Genomic DNA, 18,744 nt, shown 5'->3' with positions numbered 1-18,744 from the left:
GATCTGACTATTTATATTTGTCAATTCCGCGTGGGTTGGCATTCTGTAATAAGCAAATGAATGCACTTGATATTTCATATTCATCAGTTAAATATTTTTTTATAGCGTATTCATATATGGCTTAACTCAATGATTTTAAATAGAAGCCAAAATTGTCTCACTTTTGGTACTTATTTTTGTTGGAGAAGAGGATAAACTGATTACTCGAATTGCTATTTTCACGGAGGGGTTAGTATGTTTAGTCAGTCAAAAATCCTTGTATGGTACCAAGTTGCTAGTCAAAAAGTTATTTTGGGTGAAGCACTTAAGGATGAACGTCAAGATGTAATCTCTTTGTGGCGACAAGCACCAAAAGAAAAAATCGTTGGAGATAGCTTAGGTTATCATCTTTCGCTTTTTGATGATGATGGTAGAGAGATCGGTGATAAAGCGGTGTCTATGCTGACCGCTGATGCATTTTTGTCACGTGAGCCAGCTAAATTAAATGCATAAAGGTTAACGCGAACCTTAGTCTTTTATAATTTGTATAGTTATGCACTTCACCATTCTTGTCTGAACTCGAGTTGCTCGCTTGCACACCTTATTCTTTATATACAAAAAGCCCTTTAGTGATGAACTAAAGGGCTTTTTTTGATGACTAAAAATGTACTATGCGCGTTTTTCTTTTAGCGCATAGTGAACACCTTCAATCTCGATATCAGACTTCGCTTTGCAGATGCACGGTAAAATTTCGCGCTCTTCGGTGTAAGCCATAGCAAAACCAACGTATTCCACTTCACCTGAGATCAACTTACAGCGACAAGCGCCGCAGTGTCCATCTCGGCAATTGTATTCTGGCTCTACACCTGCGTTTTCCATTGTTTCTAAAATGGTATTCGAAGGGTGAGACTGAATAGGAGTCATCCCGTTGATTTTGATTGTTGGCATTACAGTTCGAAGTCCTTAAAGTCATCCGCACGAACATCACTATCAATCTGACCAACTAGGTAAGATGAAATCTCTGCTTCCTGAGGAGCAACCTGAACGTTATCAGAAGATAACCAAGCGTTGATCCATGGAATTGGGTTCGATGTAGCTTCTGGGTAAGCTGCGCCAAGGCCAACAGCCTGCATGCGGATGTTGGTAATGTACTCAACGTACTGGCAAAGAATGTCTTTGTTCAGACCGATCATTGAGCCATCTTTAAATAGGTATTCTGCCCACTCTTTTTCTTGCTCAGCAGCTTCTTTGAATAGGTCGAAACACTCTTGCTTACATTCTTCTGCGATTTGCATGAATGAGAAGTCATCTTGACCGTTACGAAGCAGGTTGATCATGTGCTGAGTACCCGTTAGGTGTAGCGCTTCATCACGAGCAATTAGCTTGATGATTTTTGCGTTACCTTCCATCAGCTCACGTTCAGCAAATGCAAACGAACAAGCGAAACTTACGTAGAAACGGATCGCTTCTAGTGCGTTCACTGACATTAGACAGACATACAGCTTTTTCTTCAGGTCATGAAGAGTGATAGTCACTTCTTCGCCGTTGATTGTATGTTTGCCTTCACCGTAACGGTGGTAGTCGTTAGTCAGTTGGATCAAGTCATCGTAGTAGCGAGAAATATCTTTAGCACGCTTTAAAATGTGCTCATTTTCTACGATGTCATCAAACACAAGACCCGGATCATTAACGATGTTACGGATGATGTGAGTGTATGAGCGCGAGTGGATAGTTTCAGAGAAAGACCAAGTCTCAATCCATGTCTCTACTTCTGGTAGAGAAACCAATGGCAATAGCGCAACGTTAGGGCTACGACCCTGGATAGAATCCAGTAGCGTTTGGTACTTCAGGTTTGAGATGAAAATGTGTTTTTCGTGGTCTGGTAGCTTGTTGTAGTCGATACGATCGCTCGATACATCCACTTCTTCTGGACGCCAGAAGAAAGACAGTTGCTTCTCGATTAATTTTTCGAAAATTTCAAATTTTTGTTGATCGTAACGTGCAACGTTTACCGATTGACCTAAGAACATAGGTTCTTTTAACTGGTCGTTCTTAGTTCGGTTAAAAGTACTGTAAGCCATGATGCCTCAATTCCTTTTATGCCCCTCAAGCCGAGGGGCGAATATATTTGTTAAGCCTAATAATCCCAACTGGGGGATTATGGGTTAAATCTTACAACCGCCGCCCGCACAATCGTCGTCTTGTGGTTGCACAGCGTCTTTCTGGTCATCGCTCGCACCATCACGAGTGTTATGGTAGTAAAGCGTTTTAACACCATATTTGTACGCTGTTAGAAGATCTTGCAGCAGTTTCTTCATCGGTACTTTACCGCTTTCGAAACGAGTTGGGTCATAGTTCGTGTTCGCTGAAATAGCTTGGTCAACGAACTTCTGCATGATGCCAACTAGGTGCAGATAACCGTCATTAGAACCGATGTTCCAAAGCAATTCATAGTTATCTTTGTACTCAGTAAATTCTGGTACAACCTGCTTCAAGATACCATCTTTAGAAGCCTTAACTGATACGTAACCACGTGGTGGTTCAATACCATTTGTCGCGTTAGAGATCTGCGATGATGTCTCAGAAGGCATTAGCGCTGTCAGTGTTGAGTTGCGCAGACCGTGAGTCACGATCTCTTCACGTAAACCATCCCAGTCGTAATGCAGCTGCTCATCACATACTAAATCGATATCTTTCTTATACGTATCGATTGGTAGTAGACCTTTCGCGTAGTTTGTCTCGTGGAAAGATGGGCATTTGCCTTGTTCTTTCGCAAGCGCAACTGACGCTTTAAGTAAGTAGTACTGAATCGCTTCAAATGTACGGTGAGTTAGGCCGTTTGCACTGCCATCAGAGTACTTAACACCGTTCTTCGCTAGGTAGTAAGCGTAGTTAATCACACCAACACCTAGAGTACGGCGGTTCATTGTTGACTTGTATGCAGCCGGAAGAGGGTAGTCTTGGTAATCAAGCAGCGCATCTAGTGCACGTACTACCAGTTCAGAAAGCTCTTCGAAATCGTCTAGTGACTTAATCGCACCAAGGTTAAACGCAGAAAGCGTACATAGTGCAATCTCACCTGAATCATCTTCTACATTTGTCAGAGGTTTAGTCGGCAGTGCGATCTCTAGACATAGGTTCGATTGACGCACAGGCGCAACCTCTGAGTCAAATGGACTGTGAGTGTTACAGTGGTCAACGTTTTGAATGTAGATACGACCTGTAGAAGCACGCTCTTGCATCAAGATAGAGAACATCTCGATCGCTTTAACGGTTTCTTTCTTAACAGAAGGATCGTTCTCGTATTTCACGTATAGGCGTTCGAACTCGTCTTGGTTCTCGAAGAACGCATCGTATAGGCCAGGTACGTCAGAAGGTGAGAACAGAGTGATGTTGCCACCCTCAACCAAACGTTGGTACATCAAGCGGTTAAGCTGAACGCCGTAATCCATGTGACGTACACGGTTCTCTTCAACACCACGGTTGTTCTTAAGAACCATGAGCGCTTGAGATTCACCGTGCCATAGTGGGTAGAATACTGTTGCTGCGCCACCACGAACACCGCCTTGAGAACAACATTTTACTGCTGTCTGGAAGTATTTGTAGAATGGGATACAACCTGTATGGAATGCTTCACCACCACGGATTTCTGAGCCTAAAGCGCGAATACGACCAGCGTTGATACCGATACCAGCGCGTTGAGATACGTAACGTACAATAGAGCTTGCTGTTGCGTTGATTGAATCAAGGCTGTCACCACACTCGATAAGTACACATGAACTGAACTGACGAGTAGGGGTACGTACACCAGACATGATCGGTGTAGGTAGAGAGATCTTGAATGTCGACGTTGCATCGTAGAAACGCTTGATGTACTCAAGGCGCGTCTCTTTCGGATATTTTGCGAACAGACAAGCAGAAACCAGAATGTATAGGAACTGAGCACTTTCGTAAATTTCACCAGATACACGGTTTTGAACGAAGTACTTACCTTCAAGCTGTTTTACAGCTGCGTAAGAGAAGTTTAGATCGCGCTTGTGGTCAAGATATGCATCTAGCTCATCTAACTCAGCTTTAGTGTAGTCTTCAAGAATGTGCTGATCGTACTTACCCATATCAACCATACGTGCAACGTGATCGTGCAGCGTTGGTGGCTCGTACTGGCCATACGCTTTCTTACGTAGGTGGAATACTGCTAGGCGAGCCGCTAGGTATTGGTAATCTGGCGTCTCTTCAGAGATCAGGTCTGCTGCAGACTTGATGATTGTTTCATGAATATCAGAGGTCGTGATGCCATCGTAGAACTGAATGTGAGCGCGTAGTTCTACTTGCGAGACTGAAACGTTATCTAGGCCTTCAGCAGCCCAAGTGATAACGCGATGGATCTTCTCTAGATCAATGCTTTCTTTACGGCCGTTACGTTTAGTAACGGTAAGTTGTTGGTTCATTCTGCTTCATTTCCCTAACAAAACTGATAAAAGCCGCATTTTTGTGTAATTCTTGTAAAACTTGTGCCGGCTTTGTGATCAAAATCTATCTATATATTGTAGTAGCAAACACAACATATAGGGGTGTATCTGTTTGCGGATTACAAGATAGTGCTATCAATCGTATATTTCAAGGAGCAGATCTGGGATGACTTGTGGATAACTGACAAAAACAAAAAAAACAGTTAGTGGCTACTAACTGATGGCGTTAGGGCTGGCAATAATGGACAAAATTACCATCTCCAGTGTGGTTTATAAGTAACCACAAACAAAAAAAAATCCCTTGATCTTTGAACAAATTTCGGAGCGAAAAAGGAGTCGATTAAATTGGAATCAAACACGCAAAAATTGATGAAAAAATGATTAAAAAAGGCGATGACACTACGTCATCGCCTGAGAAATAAACACAATATATGGTATGTGAAAGTTGTTAAAACTTTTGAGTGTGGACGATATAGTTCACGTCAACATTGCTACCAAGCTTATAGGTGTCTGTAAGAGGGTTGTAATGAAGGCCTGTAATCCCCGTCTCTGTTAAATCAGTGTGGTCAATCATTTTGATAAGTTCTGCTGGGCGAATGAATTTATCATGATCATGAGTGCCTTCAGGAACGATCTTCAGCAGTTTCTCTGCACCAACAATAGCGAACAGATAGGATTTTAAGTTGCGGTTCAGCGTTGAAAAGAAAACGTGACCACCTGGCTTAACTAATGCTGCGCATGATTTGATCACCGATAGGGGATCAGGAACGTGTTCTAGCATTTCCATGCAAGTCACCACGTCATATTTACCCGCGTTGTCAACCGCGTGATCTTCAATTGTGCTTTGGATGTAAGTCAGCTTGGTTCCTGTTTCAAGAGCATGAAGGCGAGCGACTTCTAGTGGCTCTTTGCCCATATCTAGTCCCGTAACCGTAGCGCCTTCTTTAGCCATGCTTTCCGCTAAGATTCCACCGCCACAGCCAACATCAAGAACCGTTTTACCAAATAACCCGTCAGCATTGTCTAAAACGTAGTTGAGACGAAGAGGGTTGATTTGGTGAAGAGGCTTAAATTCACCTTCAAGATCCCACCAGCGGGAAGCCATATCTTCAAACTTTTTAATTTCGTTAGGGTCGACATTTTGTGATTGGGTCATAACAACTCTATTTATTAACCTGCATCCTTGAATTGAACGCATTATACCCGTTCAAGCATAACACTCCATAGAGAGGATCACTTTTCTCTAGAAGCGGGTAAAATATAACCATTTTTCAGCAAGATAAAATTAGAGTGTGCAATTTCTCGGCACTTGATTCACAACCAAGCTCACAACCTTATAAAAGGAGAGGGAAAGTGATGCCGAACTACTGAATTGTATGTTATATTTTTGCACCTTAAGCGTATTGTACATACGATCTATAAATAGAGGGATAATGGCTCTATGAGCGATCTAGCGAAAGAGATCACGCCCGTAAACATTGAAGATGAGCTTCGAGGTTCATACCTAGACTATGCGATGTCAGTAATCGTTGGTCGTGCTCTTCCAGATGTGCGTGATGGCCTAAAGCCTGTACACCGCCGCGTTTTGTTCGCGATGAATGTACTAGGTAATGATTGGAATAAACCATATAAAAAATCTGCCCGTGTTGTTGGCGACGTAATTGGTAAATATCACCCACACGGTGATAGCGCTGTATACGATACTATCGTACGTATGGCTCAGCCTTTCTCGTTACGCTACATGCTGGTCGACGGTCAAGGTAACTTCGGTTCGATCGATGGTGACTCAGCGGCAGCAATGCGTTACACCGAAGTTCGCATGGCGAAAATCGCCCACGAACTTTTGGCTGATCTAGATAAAGAAACTGTTGATTACGTACCTAACTACGACGGTACTGAACAAATCCCAGCAGTTCTTCCAACGAAAATTCCTAACCTACTGGTTAACGGTGCTTCGGGTATCGCGGTAGGTATGGCAACCAACATCCCGCCACATAACCTTGGCGAAGTGATTGATGGCTGTCTTGCGTACATCAATAATGAAGAAATCACTATTGATGAGCTTATGGACTACATTCCTGGTCCTGACTTCCCAACGGCAGCGCTGATCAGCGGTCGTAAAGGCATCGTAGACGCGTACAAAACTGGCCGCGGTAAAATCTACATGCGCTCTAAAGCGGAAGTAGAAGCTGACAAGAATGGCAAAGAAACCATTATTGTTACTGAGATTCCTTACCAAGTTAACAAAGCTCGTCTAATCGAGAAAATTGCTGAACTGGTTAAAGATAAGAAAGTAGAAGGCATCAGTGCACTACGCGATGAGTCAGATAAAGACGGTATGCGTATTGTTATTGAATGTAAGCGTGATGCAGTGGGCGAAGTGGTTCTAAACAACCTATACGCACAAACTCAACTGCAAACGACTTTCGGCATCAACATGGTTGCACTGAACAATGGTCAGCCTCAGCTATTCAACCTAAAAGATATGTTGAAGTGCTTCGTTGATCACCGCCGTGAAGTGGTAACACGTCGTACTATCTTCGAACTTAAGAAAGCGCGCGATCGTGCACATATCCTTGAAGCTCTAGCACTTGCACTTGCGAACATTGATGAGATCATCGAACTGATTCGTAACGCAGCAACGCCTGCTGAAGCAAAAGCTGGCTTAGTTGCTCGTGGTTGGGATCTTGGTAACGTTGCTGCAATGCTTGAAAGTGCTGGTACTGATGCGGCTCGTCCAGATTGGTTGGAAGAGCAGTACGGTATCCGTGACGGTCAGTACTACCTGACTGAGACACAAGCACAAGCGATTCTTGATCTACGCCTACACAAATTAACGGGCCTAGAGCACGAGAAGATCCTTGACGAATACAAAGTGTTATTGGACGAAATCAAAGAGCTAATGCATATTCTTGCAAGCACTGAGCGTCTGATGGAAGTGATTCGTGAAGAGCTAGAAACAGTTCGTGATGCATTTGGTGATGTTCGCCGTACTGAAATCACTGCAGCAAGCCATGATATTGATATGGAAGAGCTGATTGCACGTGAAGACGTTGTTGTGACGCTATCTCATGAAGGTTACGTTAAGTACCAAATCCTAAGCGATTACGAAGCACAGCGTCGTGGTGGTAAAGGTAAGAGTGCAACTAAGATGAAAGAAGAGGATTACATCGAGCGCTTGCTTGTTGCGAATACTCACGACAACATCTTATGTTTCTCAACTCGCGGTAAGACATACCGTCTGAAAGTGTATCAATTACCATTAGCAAGTCGTACTGCTCGTGGTAAGCCAATCGTCAACATTCTTCCTCTAGAAGAAGGCGAGCGTATTACAGCGATCCTACCAGTAGATGAGTTCTCACCTGAGAAGTTCATCTTCATGGCTACAGGTGACGGGACAGTTAAGAAGACGTCTCTAGATCAATTCGCGAACGTACGTGCAAACGGTCTAATTGCCGTTAACCTACGTGATGAAGACTCACTGATTGGTGTTGATATCACTAACGGTGACAGCGATATCATGCTGTTCTCTAAAGCAGGTAAAGTTGTACGCTTCAGTGAAGATAAAGTACGTGCTATGGGTCGTACTGCGGCGGGTGTTCGTGGTATGAAGTTAGCGGATGATGACCAAGTTGTGTCTCTAATCGTTCCTTCAAACGAAGGCGATATCCTAACAGTGACGCAAAATGGTTACGGTAAGCGTACTGAGCTTGCAGAGTACCCAACTAAAGGTCGTGCGACACAAGGCGTTGTATCTATCAAGGTCTCTGATCGTAATGGTCCAGTAGTTGGTGCGGTACAAGTAGAAGAAGGCGACGAGATGATGATGATCACCGACGCTGGTACTCTAGTTCGTACTCGTGTAGCGGAAGTAAGCCAAGTGGGTCGTAATACACAAGGTGTAACGCTAATCCGTACTGCTGAAGATGAGAATGTTGTTGGTCTACAACGCATTGATGAAGTTGAAGAAGCTGAGTTAGTTGAAGGTGAAGAATCGGAAGAGGTAGTGAATGCTTCTGAAGAGTCAGAAGCTCCAGCGCAAAGTGATGAAGACTCTCAAGAATAATACTTCGCTCTAATTTATAAATGCCGAACTTTATGTTCGGCATTTTTTTTGACTAAATTTAAAAGAGCACTTTTAGAACAACGAATTTTGAGTTTGCATAGGTATAACAAAATAAATGGGATCACTATCAAGAAAACGGTGTTCTGTAATGAGTGGTTTCGTATTATTATGGAGTGAGCGAATAAGTACAGAAAGCAGGATGTTCTATGCATAAAAGGAAGGGTAGCGTGTCACAAGTGGCCAATAACCAAGTCATCACGTATATATTGACTGGGGTCTACTTAATCGCCGTCTATCTGATTTCCTATACTCTGATTACCGAGCATCAAATAGTCAGTTGGTTTTACCTACTGTTTCCCGTCTCGATGCTTGTCGCTTACTTCTCTAATAATTTTCGCATTAAAGTCGGCGCATCCATCATTTCTCTTATCGTCTTGTTTGGAGGTGGGTTTGTTGAACCGCTAGAACTCGATGCTATTGAAGAAGCATTTATTGGGCTCCCGCTGTGTTACATCATACTTTTTCCAGGATCACTATGGCCAATTGCTATAGGGGCAGTGTTAATCGTGAGCTATTGGGTCGACTTACCAGCCGAAGAGTTTGATGAGTTTATAGAAGATGCTATAGAAGTGGCATTTATTACGATATTCGCCACCATCATGACTTATTTTCAGCAGAAGTCTGAAAAGCAATCCAACTTATATAAAGAAGCTAGTCTGACGGACTACCTTACCAAGCTCCCGAACCGGAAAGCCTTTTTTAATGTCGTTAATGAATTAAAAGTCAGTGACACAGTTGATTACGCCGTTTTGCAGATTGGGTTAGATAATCTTAAAAAGGTTAATGACGAGCTAGGTTATGGTTATGGCGACGCGCTATTACTCAGCTTTTCTCGTTTGATGAAGCAGTTACTTGGGGAGCAGACCCAGTTGTATCGCCTAGGTGGTGATGACCTCATCGCGCTAATCAAATGTACCGATGATAATCGAAGTGATATTAATAATCTGATTGAAGGGCTAGAGGCCAACTACGATAGTGTTTGTCAAATTAGGAACACATCCCATCGACTAAGATACTATGCGGGTATTGCGATGCTGAGTGATGCGCAAAACAATATTGAGGTATGGGGTAAGAATGTCGATGTTGCTCTGGCGAAGAGTAAGCGCAAAGGTGACGGCGTTATCCAATGGTATGACGATGAGTTGATGAATGAAACCATTCATGATCACCAAGTGGAAACTGAGCTAAAAGGTGCTCTTGATAATCGACAGATGTACTTGGTCTATCAACCAAAAGTGGATATCAATACTCAAGATATAGTGGGAGCAGAAGCGTTGTTGCGCTGGGAGCACCCAGACTTAGGTTTTGTGCCGCCTTGTGATTTTATCGGTGTAGCCGAAAAAACGGCCCAGATTATCCCAATTGGTCGTTGGGTCATTGAACAAGCGATTAAACAATCGAGTGAATGGCGCAAACAGGGCTATGAGATATGTATCTCAGTCAATGTCTCAAGTGTCCAATTTGCCCATGATGATATCTATCCGTTTATTGCTGAAACATTGAATAGATTTCAACTTCCTTCTCGGTGTTTGCAAATTGAAATTACAGAGACAGCAATGATGGATAAGTACTCACGCGTTGCTGATACCTGTCAAAAGCTGCAAGAGATTGGAGTCTCTATTGCGATAGACGACTTTGGCGTTGAATACTCATCATTAAACTATCTTAAGCAGTTACCAATCGATACGATTAAGATTGATAAGTTGTTTATTGATGACTGTGTGGCAGAGGCCACCGATCATATGATCGTCAGAACCATTATTCAGATGGCACACAACCTTGGTAAGACCGTCATTGCTGAAGGGGTCGAACATAGTGAGCAATTAGAGTTGCTAAACCGTGAAAATTGCCACCAATACCAAGGCTATCTGTTTTCTAAACCGATCTTACCTTCAGAATTTGTACAGTTGTTTAATCGATAATTCTCCCTAATTTATCGTCACTTTTTGCGCGTGGCGATGAATTAATTCGTAGTAAGGGTCAGGCCCTTGACGCCATAAAAATGCCACAAATACAAGTACCTATCAAATTTTCGAAAAACAGTCGATTTTTCGTGCGTAAGTGTTTTCTTACTTGTAAACTCACCGCTCCCTAACTGTTCCCAAACCTTTTACTGACACTATGAAAATTTCTTTGAAACAGAAACTGATTGGCGCAAGCTTGTTAGCTGTGGTGCTAATGGCGAGCGCATTAACTTGGCTATCTGCTGACCAACTTTTTCAACAAACACGTAATGGTGTTTACTCACGAGCGGAGAGCCTAGCGACCGCAGCATCTGAAGGTATTTCTGACTGGATCGAGATCCGTAAAAATATCGCAACCGCATTCAATGATTACAGCGAAGAGATGGATGTAGTTCCATTCCTTCAACAAGCACGTAAAGCTGGCGGCTTTGACGACATCTTCCTAGGTACTCCAGAAGGTGGTATGTACCGTTCTCACCCTGAGCGTAACCGAGCGGATTATGACCCACGCTTACGTCCTTGGTATATCGATGCGAATAAAGCGGGCAAGCAGATCGTAACGACAGCGTATAAAGATGCCATCACTAATGCATTATTGGTGACCATCGCTGAACCAGTGCGTCGCAATGGCCAATTTGTTGGTGTTGTGGGTGCTGACGTATTGATCGACCAGCTAATCAACGATGTGATCAGCCTAGACGCAGGCGACAACGCTTACGCAATGTTGATTGATACCCAAGATGGTACTTTCTTAGCGCATCCTGATAAGGCGCTTTCGCTTAAGCCGGTAACAACGTTGTCGAAGAAGTTGAACCTAAATGCTATCGAAGATGCAGCAAACAGTGGTTCAATCGAGATCATTGAACGTGGTGGCAAAGAAAAACTTTACTTCTTCAGCAAGATCGAAGGCACTGACTGGATCTTCGCGATTGAAATGGACCGCGCTACAGAAGAAGCGGCACATACAGAGCTTCTACAAAGCCTTATCATTACCGCTATCGTAATCACACTGATTGTTATCGCGGTTGTTTCGTGGTTAGTGAACTTCTTGTTCCGCGACCTAGTTCGAGTGTCTGATGCTCTAGAAGAAATTGCATCAGGTGAAGGCGATCTAACTCAGCGTTTAGAACCACGTAGTGATGATGAAGTGGGTCAACTAGCGACAAACTTCAATACTTTTGTTGGCAATATGCACGAGATGGTGACGAAGCTAAGTGTGGTTTCTGCCTCTTTGTCTGAGCAGTCAAAACAAACGGCTCAACAAGCAGAAGAGCGTAGTGCGCGCATTCGTCTTCAGCAAGACGAAATCAATATGGTTGCTACCGCGATCAATGAGATGGCCGCTGCAACTCAAGAAATCGCAGGCAACGCGGATAACACAGCTCAGAACTCTTCTGAAGCGGTGACTGCATGTGTGCATGGCGGTGAGCAAGTAGTACAAACCCAAAGCTCTATCCAAAACTTAGCGACGGAAGTACAAGTAGCGACTGAAGTCATTCAAGAGCTGGAAGTGCACGGAAATAGTATCAACACGATTCTTTCTACGATCCAAGACATCGCCGAGCAAACGAACTTACTCGCACTTAACGCAGCAATCGAAGCGGCTCGTGCGGGTGAGCAAGGACGTGGTTTCGCAGTTGTTGCAGACGAAGTTCGCGTATTGAGTCAGCGTACTCATGCGTCAACGCAAGAGATCCAGCAGATGATTGAAACTTTGCAGGGTACGACGGGCAAAGCGGTAAGCATTATGGGCGATAGCCGTCAGCTAGCGGATACCAGCGTAACAGACGCAGATTCAGCTGCAGTGAGCCTAACGCAAATCCAAACGGCTGTTGAACGTATTAGTGACATGGCAACCCAGATTGCTTCTGCAGCCGAAGAGCAAGCGTCGGTGACATCTGAAATTACTCGCAATACAGTGGGTATTCGCGATGTTTCGAATGAGCTAGCCGATGAAGCGCATGATGCGGCGGATCAAGCAGCTAAGCTGTCGGAGCTTTCTCATGAACTAGAGCAAGAGATTCAACGCTTTAAGTTATAATCAGCGTTAACTCGAATGAATAAAAAGCCTCGAATTATCGAGGCTTTTTTTGAGCCTTATATTTCCAAAATGGAAACTATAGCTGAACGTATTTTCAATAGTGGACACGGGTAAGGTTAGATAAAATCCTTAAAAATAATAAGGAATATCTCCATGTCTGACTGCCACATTGCTTTTCAACAGCGCATATCAAAAATTGTTACCGATGCGACCTTATCCCCTAAACAGAAAAACCAGTTTTTGGCTCTAGAGGCCGAAGCCAGTTTACCTTACATGCAGGTTTCGACAGATGTTGCCCAAGCGCTGGAAGAGGGGGTGTTATGCGACATGTTTGAAGGGCATGCACCATTTAAACCGCGTTATGTGTTGCCTGATTACGCTAAGTTCCTAAAGCAAGGTTCAGCTTACCTTGAACTTGATGCCGCAACAGATTTCGATGATGCACTAAACCTACTAACCATCATCTACCATCATGTTCCTTCAGTGACCAATATTCCTGTTTATTTGGGGCAATTGGATGACGTGCTTTTACCATACGTGGGTGATCTCGATGAACAGCAAATCTATACCAAGTTGAAGCGTTTTTGGGTCATGCTTGATCGCACATTGCCTGATGCGTTCATGCACGTGAATATTGGTCCAACTGACAACGTTATTTGCCGTACTATTTTGCGTGTTGATGCGGAGCTTAAACAGATTGCGCCAAACCTAACCTTTATGTACGACCCCGAAGTAACGCCTGATGATCTATTAAGACAAGCGACGAGTAATATTTGCGAATGTAGTAAGCCTCATATTGCCAACTACCCGATGCACGCATTGGCGTATGGTGATAAACAGTTTGGTATTGTGAGTTGTTATAACTCACTACCTTTGGCGGGTGGTTCAAATACGCTTGTACGTATGAACCTTAAAAAGGTCGCGGTTCACGCCAAAGATATTAATCATTTCCTTGATTTTGTTTTACCTCATTATAGTCAGATGATGGCAGAACTGATGGACGCACGCAGCACGCATTTGCACGAAGAGTCTAACTTCTTTAAAGGTTTTTTAACCACAGAAGGGCTGATTGAGGAGAGCCGTTTTGCTCCAATGTTTGGTATCTATGGCATGGCTGAAGCGGTCAATACTCTACTTGAAAAAGAAGGTAAACAGGGTAAGTACGGGCACAGTGAAGAAGCGAATCGTCTTGCATTAGCCATTTCAGAAAAGCTTGCGCACCTCGTTGATACAACGCCGGTGAAATACGGCTTGGATGGTAAAGCGCTGCTTCATGCTCAAGGTGGGATCAGCTTAGATGAAGATGTGACACCGGGCGTTCGTATTCCTTATGGAACTGAGCCAGATCCAGTGACCTACGTACAAGCAACTGCTCAGCAGCATAAATACTACACCTCGGGAATCAGCGATATTCTGACTATCGATGAAACGGTGAAATCAAACCCAGAAGCGATGTTTAACTTGTGTAAAGGTGCGTTCAACCTAGGTTATCGTGAGTTTACCGCCAACGTGGCATCGAACGATTTAGTTCGTGTAACGGGTTATATGATTAAACTCTCTGATATCAATAAGTTTGAACAAGAGGGCTCGCGCAAGAATACAACCTTCTTAGGTGCTGAAGCGGCCAAAAATACAGGGATATTAGATAGAGCGCCGCGTGTAGTGAGTATGGAATCTTCACCAGTTTACGAATAGAAACCGATGACTATGCTGCCAGAAAAACAGGCTAAAGTGAGTCGAATTCTCAATTTTTCCTGTGTAGATGGACCAGGCAATCGTCTGGTCATCTTTCTTCAAGGGTGCAATTTTAACTGCCGCAATTGCCACAACCCGCATACGATCAATCACTGTAATCATTGCGGAGATTGTGTCGAGTCATGCCCAAGCAGTGCTCTGAGTTTGAATGAAAAAGGAGAGGTGATTTGGGACGCATCAGCTTGTACCAATTGCGATAACTGCATCGAGGTATGTCGCTATAAATCCAGTCCGAAGATAAGTCAATATACGGTGTCTGAAATGGTGGCGGTGATAAAGCATCACAGTATATTTATTAGCGGTATAACGGTTTCAGGCGGCGAGGCAACATTACAACTTCCGTTTATTATTCAATTGTTTGAAGCAATAAAATCGGATGAAAGCCTAAAGCACCTAACGTGTTTTATCGATAGCAATGGTGACTTATCTCCAACGGGTTGGGAGCGAGTGAACCATGTGCTTGATGGAGCAATGATCGATCTGAAATCTTGGCAGCGCGAAACTCACCAATGGCTGGTGGGTAAAAACAATCATCGGGTTATCGAATCGGTAAAAAGTTTGGCTAAGCTAGGTAAGTTGCACGAACTGCGCTTGTTGCACATTCCGAGCAAGAGCGATCTCGATAGTGAAATAGTCAGCATCATTAAACTGATACGATCGCTACCTAAAGAGGTAGTAATTCGTTTAAACGCATTTCAACATCATGGGGTTGTTGGCGAAGCACTAGAGTGGGACAAGTGTTCAGAACAAGAGATGAATCGATTCCATTCTCTATTGGCACAAGACGTAGAGCACAAGATCCAGCTACCTTCAGTTTACACTTAATCTGCCCACTGTTGATACAGCCACTGCAGTGCAGGGTCGTTCAAGCTAGCTTGGTTCCACACTAAGCTATAGCCGACTTTGCCATATTCAAAAGGCAGTGGTTTACTCACCAATCCCTTTGCTTGTCTTGACTGTTCAGCCCATCTTTTTGAACACGTCAGCAGGTAATCACTTTGATGACACATCACCGCGGCGGCGCCAAAGTCAGCGACTGAAATAACAACGTTACGCGAACCATGTTGTTGCGTGAGGTTCAGCTCGAAGTAAGGCTCGGCAAGATCTTTATCCAAAATGCCAATATGCGGATAGGCAAGGTAATCATCAATGGATAGCTGCTTCTCAGCCAGTGGGTGATCTTTAACCATTAAACAGACCATTTCGTCAGATACAATCTGCTTCCACATCAAGTCTCGACTGCGAGTCGGAGGCTGACTGATATCGTGAGGCAATATCATAAAGTCGACCTGACCTCTTATTAGTGCGTCAAAGCTTGCTTGCTCTTTGGCGTAAACCTTAATCCCACGTGAGGTGCTAAGTTGCTGAGATATGCTGGCAATTTTGTCTGCAAACAGCTCAAAAGTACTTTCTCGCATTGAAAGAGAAATCTCACCAGTGAAATCACTCGGTTGGAATTCACCTTGGTGAAGAATGCCATTCATGCTCGATAAAATCTTATGTACTTCAGCACCAATGCTAAGAGCAAAAGCGGTAGGGACTAATTGCGCGCCATCTCGATAGAAAAGCTCATCATTCATCTGTTCGCGTAACTGCCCAAGTGTCTTACTAATACTCGAAGGAGTAACACACAAAATACTGGCTGTGGTCGTCACACTATAAGTACTTAGCAGGACGTGGAATGCAGTCAAATGCTTCAAACTGATGCGTGAAAGGGCTAGGTAATCCATACAAGTCACGGGGTTAGGAGGAACTCGCTATTTATAACCTTATCTTGCTTGGAATGGTAGGAGTTTGTCGTTGCTAATCGGCCGAAAGTTAGTGGGCTACACTTGTTATAAGGACAAGGAGGAGCGGCAATGAACAAATTAATGACACTTCTAGTTGCAGGCCTAGCAATGGTTACAGTACATAGCTACGCGGAAGAAGAAGTTGACGAAGACAATAACCGAACCAAAACCCCGCCGAGTATTGAAGAAATGGATACCGATGGTGATGGGCTAGTATCCGCTGACGAGTTCAACGCGTTTCGGCTTGGTGCTGAGGGTGAGGTTGTTGAAGAGGAAGAAGGTAGCGATGAGGATGAAGCCGACACTGAAAACGAAAGTGGTATAAGCGCGTTTGCTTCTTTTGACAAAGATAAAGATGGCTTTGTTAGCGAAGAAGAGCTTGCGGCGCATGCGAAATACTCAAATCCTGGCAACGGTACTGGAGAGCTGAAAATCAGTAAGCAAGAGGCTAGAGAAGCGAAAGCAGCAAGTCGCAGCGAAAGCAGTAGCTCTAGTAGCAGTCAAGGTAACAGCAATAAAGGAAATGGTGGCAATAAGGGGAACAGCGGTAATCGTGGTGGAGGCAACAGCGGCGGTAGTAATAAAGGCGGTAAAGACAAATAAGCTAGACAATAAAAACGCGCTCCGATTTGTACGGAGCGCGTTTCTTTTTGAGCATGAGATCAGTTAATCAATCAGTCCGTATTCCTTGCTTAAGATATCAATGATCTCTTGCTTAGGATTGTCGCTTAACTTGATTGGTTGACCGGTAATTTTCTCTGCAATACCAATATAGGTACGCGAGATATCTTGAAGCGCTTCGAGAGGCAAAGCATTGTCTCGTGCTAACGCTTCACGCTCATCCATACGTTCCTTATTTAGCAGGATATCTGGATCAGGGAAGTGATTTAGCAAGAACTGGCGGAACCCTTCTTTAGAGTTTTCGACAATGTTGCCTGCTTCGTATTCCTTTTCATCCCAAATACGTGATGAGTCAGGGGTGCCGACTTCATCCATATAGATAAGCTTTTCGTTACCAGCCGCGTCATGAACGTAGCCAAATTCAAACTTAGTATCCACAAAAATCTGGTCAACTTGAGCAAGTGCATCACTGATAACGACAAAGCCTTCTCGCAGCAGCTTCTCGTACTGGGCGATATCTTCTGCCTTTGAGAAATTAAATGCTGTAAAATTGTCTTCGATGTTTTGGCGGGTGATATTGACGTCGTCAGCTTCTGGCACACCAGGGATATCTTTCAAAATACCTTTCGTAGAAGGAGTCATCAATAGTTCTGGCAGTGCTTTGTCTTTTGCAAGCCCTTCAGGTAATTCAATACCACAGAATTCACGTTCGCCTTTTTCGTATGCGCGCCACATCGAACCAGTAATGTATTGACGACAAATCGCTTCGATCATGATTGGTTTGGCTTTTTGGACAATCCAAACGAATGGGTGAGGAATATCTAGAATGTGACTATCAGCAAGACCACTATCTTTAAAGAGCTTAAACCAGTGGTTCGAGATCGCGTTGAGTGCAGCACCTTTCCCCGGTACGCCTTTTAAGCCACCTTCTGCGTGCCAAATACAATCGAATGCAGAGATGCGATCACTGATCACCATGATAGCAAGTGGGGCATCTGGTGCTACGTCGTAGCCTTTCTCTTTAATCAGACGTTTGCTGTCTTCTTCTGTTAGCCAATATACAGAGCGAACTTTGCCACTGTGAACCGGTTTATCAGTACGAATTGGAAGATCATCATTTACGGCAAGAACTTGGTCAGCGAGACTCATCTAGACATTCCTATCTTAAAGCAACGTGGAAATTATCATTAGAGATAATGGATTTGAGTCGCATGATACCAGAACTATTTGTGGCTACCAGAGAAAAAGCAAACGTTTGCTTAATTTTTTACTTATCGCTTAAAGTTCGCTTGATGATTGGCCAAAAAAGAAAACCCCCTCGTAGGGAGGGGGCAAAAGGCAGTGACTATCGTTGAGCTTGTTAATGGTACTGGTTAACTCTGCCCTCAACGAAGAAGACTTCACACTGGAACTGTTCGGCCAAATTGTGCAGTAAGCTTTGTTCAACAGCAGCAATATTGGTTGATGCGACTACAGCACTCGCATTACCTGATTGAATGGCTTTTTTGACAATCTCAAACTCGCTCTGAGTATGAGAAGGTTTCATCTGAATGATCTTTTGGCAGCTAATATGAGACGCAGCAAACTGGTCGTAATTAGGACGAGGGCACTCAGAGGTAAATAAGATCCACTGGCTCTGACCTGACAGTCCAGCGAGACGATGTAGCGTAGAATGGTCAATGTTCATTGGCTGAGTCGGTTGAGCAAGAACATTAAACTTAGAGAATGCGCGAGCTGTGTGTTGTGCCTGAATCATAATAACTGTTCCTTTGTACATGCTGTATGTCTATACAGTAGTTATTTTTGGTTTTATGATCAAGTGTTTTTGCCTGTTTTTTCATCTAAAACTCACATTTCTAGGTGTAAGTTTTTCTGTAAGTGATTGAATATATGTGGATTAAGTTGAATTTGGCTTGGATTGGAGAATTCAGGGGAAAACAAGAAATGTGATAAGGCGCACGTGATTTTACACAGTGTTATACAGTAGTCCTGTATAACA

Annotated in this window: 14 protein-coding genes; 7 read left to right on the top strand and 7 right to left on the bottom strand. The window is 43.7% G+C overall.

Translation table 11 applies throughout. The features are described from left to right. Positions 1-234 precede the first annotated feature (234 nt). Positions 235-492: a 30S ribosomal protein S6 modification protein gene (locus ACHUFZ_RS01625; protein WP_134834861.1), complete on the top strand. Its 258-nt coding sequence runs from the start codon at positions 235-237 to the stop codon at positions 490-492. A gap of 156 nt (positions 493-648) precedes the next feature. Here the strand turns inward: ACHUFZ_RS01625 and yfaE are convergent, their stop codons facing one another. The 4 genes from yfaE to ubiG form a co-directional block, all read right to left on the bottom strand. Next, positions 649-927 (bottom strand): class I ribonucleotide reductase maintenance protein YfaE, encoded by a 279-nt coding sequence (gene yfaE / locus ACHUFZ_RS01620; RefSeq protein WP_053437971.1) that lies wholly within the window; start codon positions 925-927, stop codon positions 649-651. Next, on the bottom strand, positions 927-2,060 hold the full coding sequence (gene nrdB / locus ACHUFZ_RS01615) for a class Ia ribonucleoside-diphosphate reductase subunit beta (protein ID WP_053437970.1): 1,134 nt from the start codon (positions 2,058-2,060) through the stop codon (positions 927-929). Before nrdB ends, yfaE begins: the two co-directional genes overlap by 1 nt. A gap of 84 nt (positions 2,061-2,144) precedes the next feature. Then, positions 2,145-4,427, bottom strand: coding sequence for a class 1a ribonucleoside-diphosphate reductase subunit alpha (gene nrdA / locus ACHUFZ_RS01610; RefSeq protein ID WP_394125580.1), 2,283 nt, complete (start codon positions 4,425-4,427; stop codon positions 2,145-2,147). Between the two features lie 469 nt (positions 4,428-4,896). Beyond that, the gene (gene ubiG / locus ACHUFZ_RS01605) at positions 4,897-5,604 is read right to left on the bottom strand and encodes a bifunctional 2-polyprenyl-6-hydroxyphenol methylase/3-demethylubiquinol 3-O-methyltransferase UbiG (RefSeq protein WP_134834858.1); all 708 of its coding nucleotides are present in this window, start codon (positions 5,602-5,604) and stop codon (positions 4,897-4,899) included. A 285-nt stretch (positions 5,605-5,889) separates the two neighbouring features. Between ubiG and gyrA the strand changes: the two genes are divergently transcribed. The 5 genes from gyrA (at position 5,890) to ACHUFZ_RS01580 (ending at position 15,159) form a co-directional block, all read left to right on the top strand. Beyond that, complete coding sequence (gene gyrA / locus ACHUFZ_RS01600) at positions 5,890-8,514, top strand: DNA topoisomerase (ATP-hydrolyzing) subunit A (protein ID WP_394125579.1); 2,625 nt, start codon at positions 5,890-5,892, stop codon at positions 8,512-8,514. 206 nt (positions 8,515-8,720) lie between these two features. Beyond that, a complete protein-coding gene (locus ACHUFZ_RS01595; RefSeq protein WP_394125578.1) occupies positions 8,721-10,496 on the top strand; it encodes a putative bifunctional diguanylate cyclase/phosphodiesterase in 1,776 nt (591 codons plus the stop codon). 199 nt (positions 10,497-10,695) lie between these two features. Beyond that, complete coding sequence (locus ACHUFZ_RS01590) at positions 10,696-12,579, top strand: methyl-accepting chemotaxis protein (protein WP_394125577.1); 1,884 nt, start codon at positions 10,696-10,698, stop codon at positions 12,577-12,579. Between the two features lie 153 nt (positions 12,580-12,732). Next, complete coding sequence (locus ACHUFZ_RS01585) at positions 12,733-14,274, top strand: YjjI family glycine radical enzyme (RefSeq protein WP_394125576.1); 1,542 nt, start codon at positions 12,733-12,735, stop codon at positions 14,272-14,274. A gap of 6 nt (positions 14,275-14,280) precedes the next feature. Further along, complete coding sequence (locus ACHUFZ_RS01580) at positions 14,281-15,159, top strand: YjjW family glycine radical enzyme activase (RefSeq protein WP_394125575.1); 879 nt, start codon at positions 14,281-14,283, stop codon at positions 15,157-15,159. Here ACHUFZ_RS01580 and ACHUFZ_RS01575 read toward each other — a convergent pair. Beyond that, complete coding sequence (locus ACHUFZ_RS01575; RefSeq protein WP_394125574.1) at positions 15,156-16,064, bottom strand: LysR family transcriptional regulator; 909 nt, start codon at positions 16,062-16,064, stop codon at positions 15,156-15,158. The genes ACHUFZ_RS01580 and ACHUFZ_RS01575 overlap by 4 nt on opposite strands. 129 nt (positions 16,065-16,193) lie before the next feature. On the opposite strand from ACHUFZ_RS01575, the gene ACHUFZ_RS01570 reads away from it, so the two are divergent. Further along, a complete protein-coding gene (locus ACHUFZ_RS01570) occupies positions 16,194-16,727 on the top strand; it encodes an EF-hand domain-containing protein (RefSeq protein ID WP_394125573.1) in 534 nt (177 codons plus the stop codon). A 63-nt stretch (positions 16,728-16,790) separates the two neighbouring features. Here the strand turns inward: ACHUFZ_RS01570 and ACHUFZ_RS01565 are convergent, their stop codons facing one another. Continuing rightward, a complete protein-coding gene (locus ACHUFZ_RS01565) occupies positions 16,791-17,894 on the bottom strand; it encodes a phosphoribosylaminoimidazolesuccinocarboxamide synthase (protein ID WP_394125572.1) in 1,104 nt (367 codons plus the stop codon). 211 nt (positions 17,895-18,105) lie between these two features. After that, on the bottom strand, positions 18,106-18,501 hold the full coding sequence (locus ACHUFZ_RS01560) for a SulA-like leucine-rich domain-containing protein (RefSeq protein WP_394125571.1): 396 nt from the start codon (positions 18,499-18,501) through the stop codon (positions 18,106-18,108). Positions 18,502-18,744 lie beyond the last annotated feature (243 nt).

Source organism: Vibrio hepatarius (assembly GCF_043642085.1).
In the GTDB taxonomy this organism is placed as follows: domain Bacteria; phylum Pseudomonadota; class Gammaproteobacteria; order Enterobacterales; family Vibrionaceae; genus Vibrio; species Vibrio hepatarius_C.
The sequence above is the reverse complement of the archived record's forward strand: the minus strand, read 5'-3'. Positions and strand labels throughout refer to the sequence as shown.

Bases quoted from the DNA above. Each gene is read 5' to 3' on its own strand.
- ACHUFZ_RS01625 (WP_134834861.1), top strand. From the start codon at position 235: ATGTTTAGTCAGTCAAAAATCCTTGTATGGTACCAAGTTGCTAGTCAA.
- yfaE (WP_053437971.1), bottom strand. From the start codon at position 927: ATGCCAACAATCAAAATCAACGGGATGACTCCTATTCAGTCTCACCCT.
- nrdB (WP_053437970.1), bottom strand. From the start codon at position 2,060: ATGGCTTACAGTACTTTTAACCGAACTAAGAACGACCAGTTAAAAGAA.
- nrdA (WP_394125580.1), bottom strand. From the start codon at position 4,427: ATGAACCAACAACTTACCGTTACTAAACGTAACGGCCGTAAAGAAAGC.
- ubiG (WP_134834858.1), bottom strand. From the start codon at position 5,604: ATGACCCAATCACAAAATGTCGACCCTAACGAAATTAAAAAGTTTGAA.
- gyrA (WP_394125579.1), top strand. From the start codon at position 5,890: ATGAGCGATCTAGCGAAAGAGATCACGCCCGTAAACATTGAAGATGAG.
- ACHUFZ_RS01595 (WP_394125578.1), top strand. From the start codon at position 8,721: ATGCATAAAAGGAAGGGTAGCGTGTCACAAGTGGCCAATAACCAAGTC.
- ACHUFZ_RS01590 (WP_394125577.1), top strand. From the start codon at position 10,696: ATGAAAATTTCTTTGAAACAGAAACTGATTGGCGCAAGCTTGTTAGCT.
- ACHUFZ_RS01585 (WP_394125576.1), top strand. From the start codon at position 12,733: ATGTCTGACTGCCACATTGCTTTTCAACAGCGCATATCAAAAATTGTT.
- ACHUFZ_RS01580 (WP_394125575.1), top strand. From the start codon at position 14,281: ATGACTATGCTGCCAGAAAAACAGGCTAAAGTGAGTCGAATTCTCAAT.
- ACHUFZ_RS01575 (WP_394125574.1), bottom strand. From the start codon at position 16,064: ATGGATTACCTAGCCCTTTCACGCATCAGTTTGAAGCATTTGACTGCA.
- ACHUFZ_RS01570 (WP_394125573.1), top strand. From the start codon at position 16,194: ATGAACAAATTAATGACACTTCTAGTTGCAGGCCTAGCAATGGTTACA.
- ACHUFZ_RS01565 (WP_394125572.1), bottom strand. From the start codon at position 17,894: ATGAGTCTCGCTGACCAAGTTCTTGCCGTAAATGATGATCTTCCAATT.
- ACHUFZ_RS01560 (WP_394125571.1), bottom strand. From the start codon at position 18,501: ATGATTCAGGCACAACACACAGCTCGCGCATTCTCTAAGTTTAATGTT.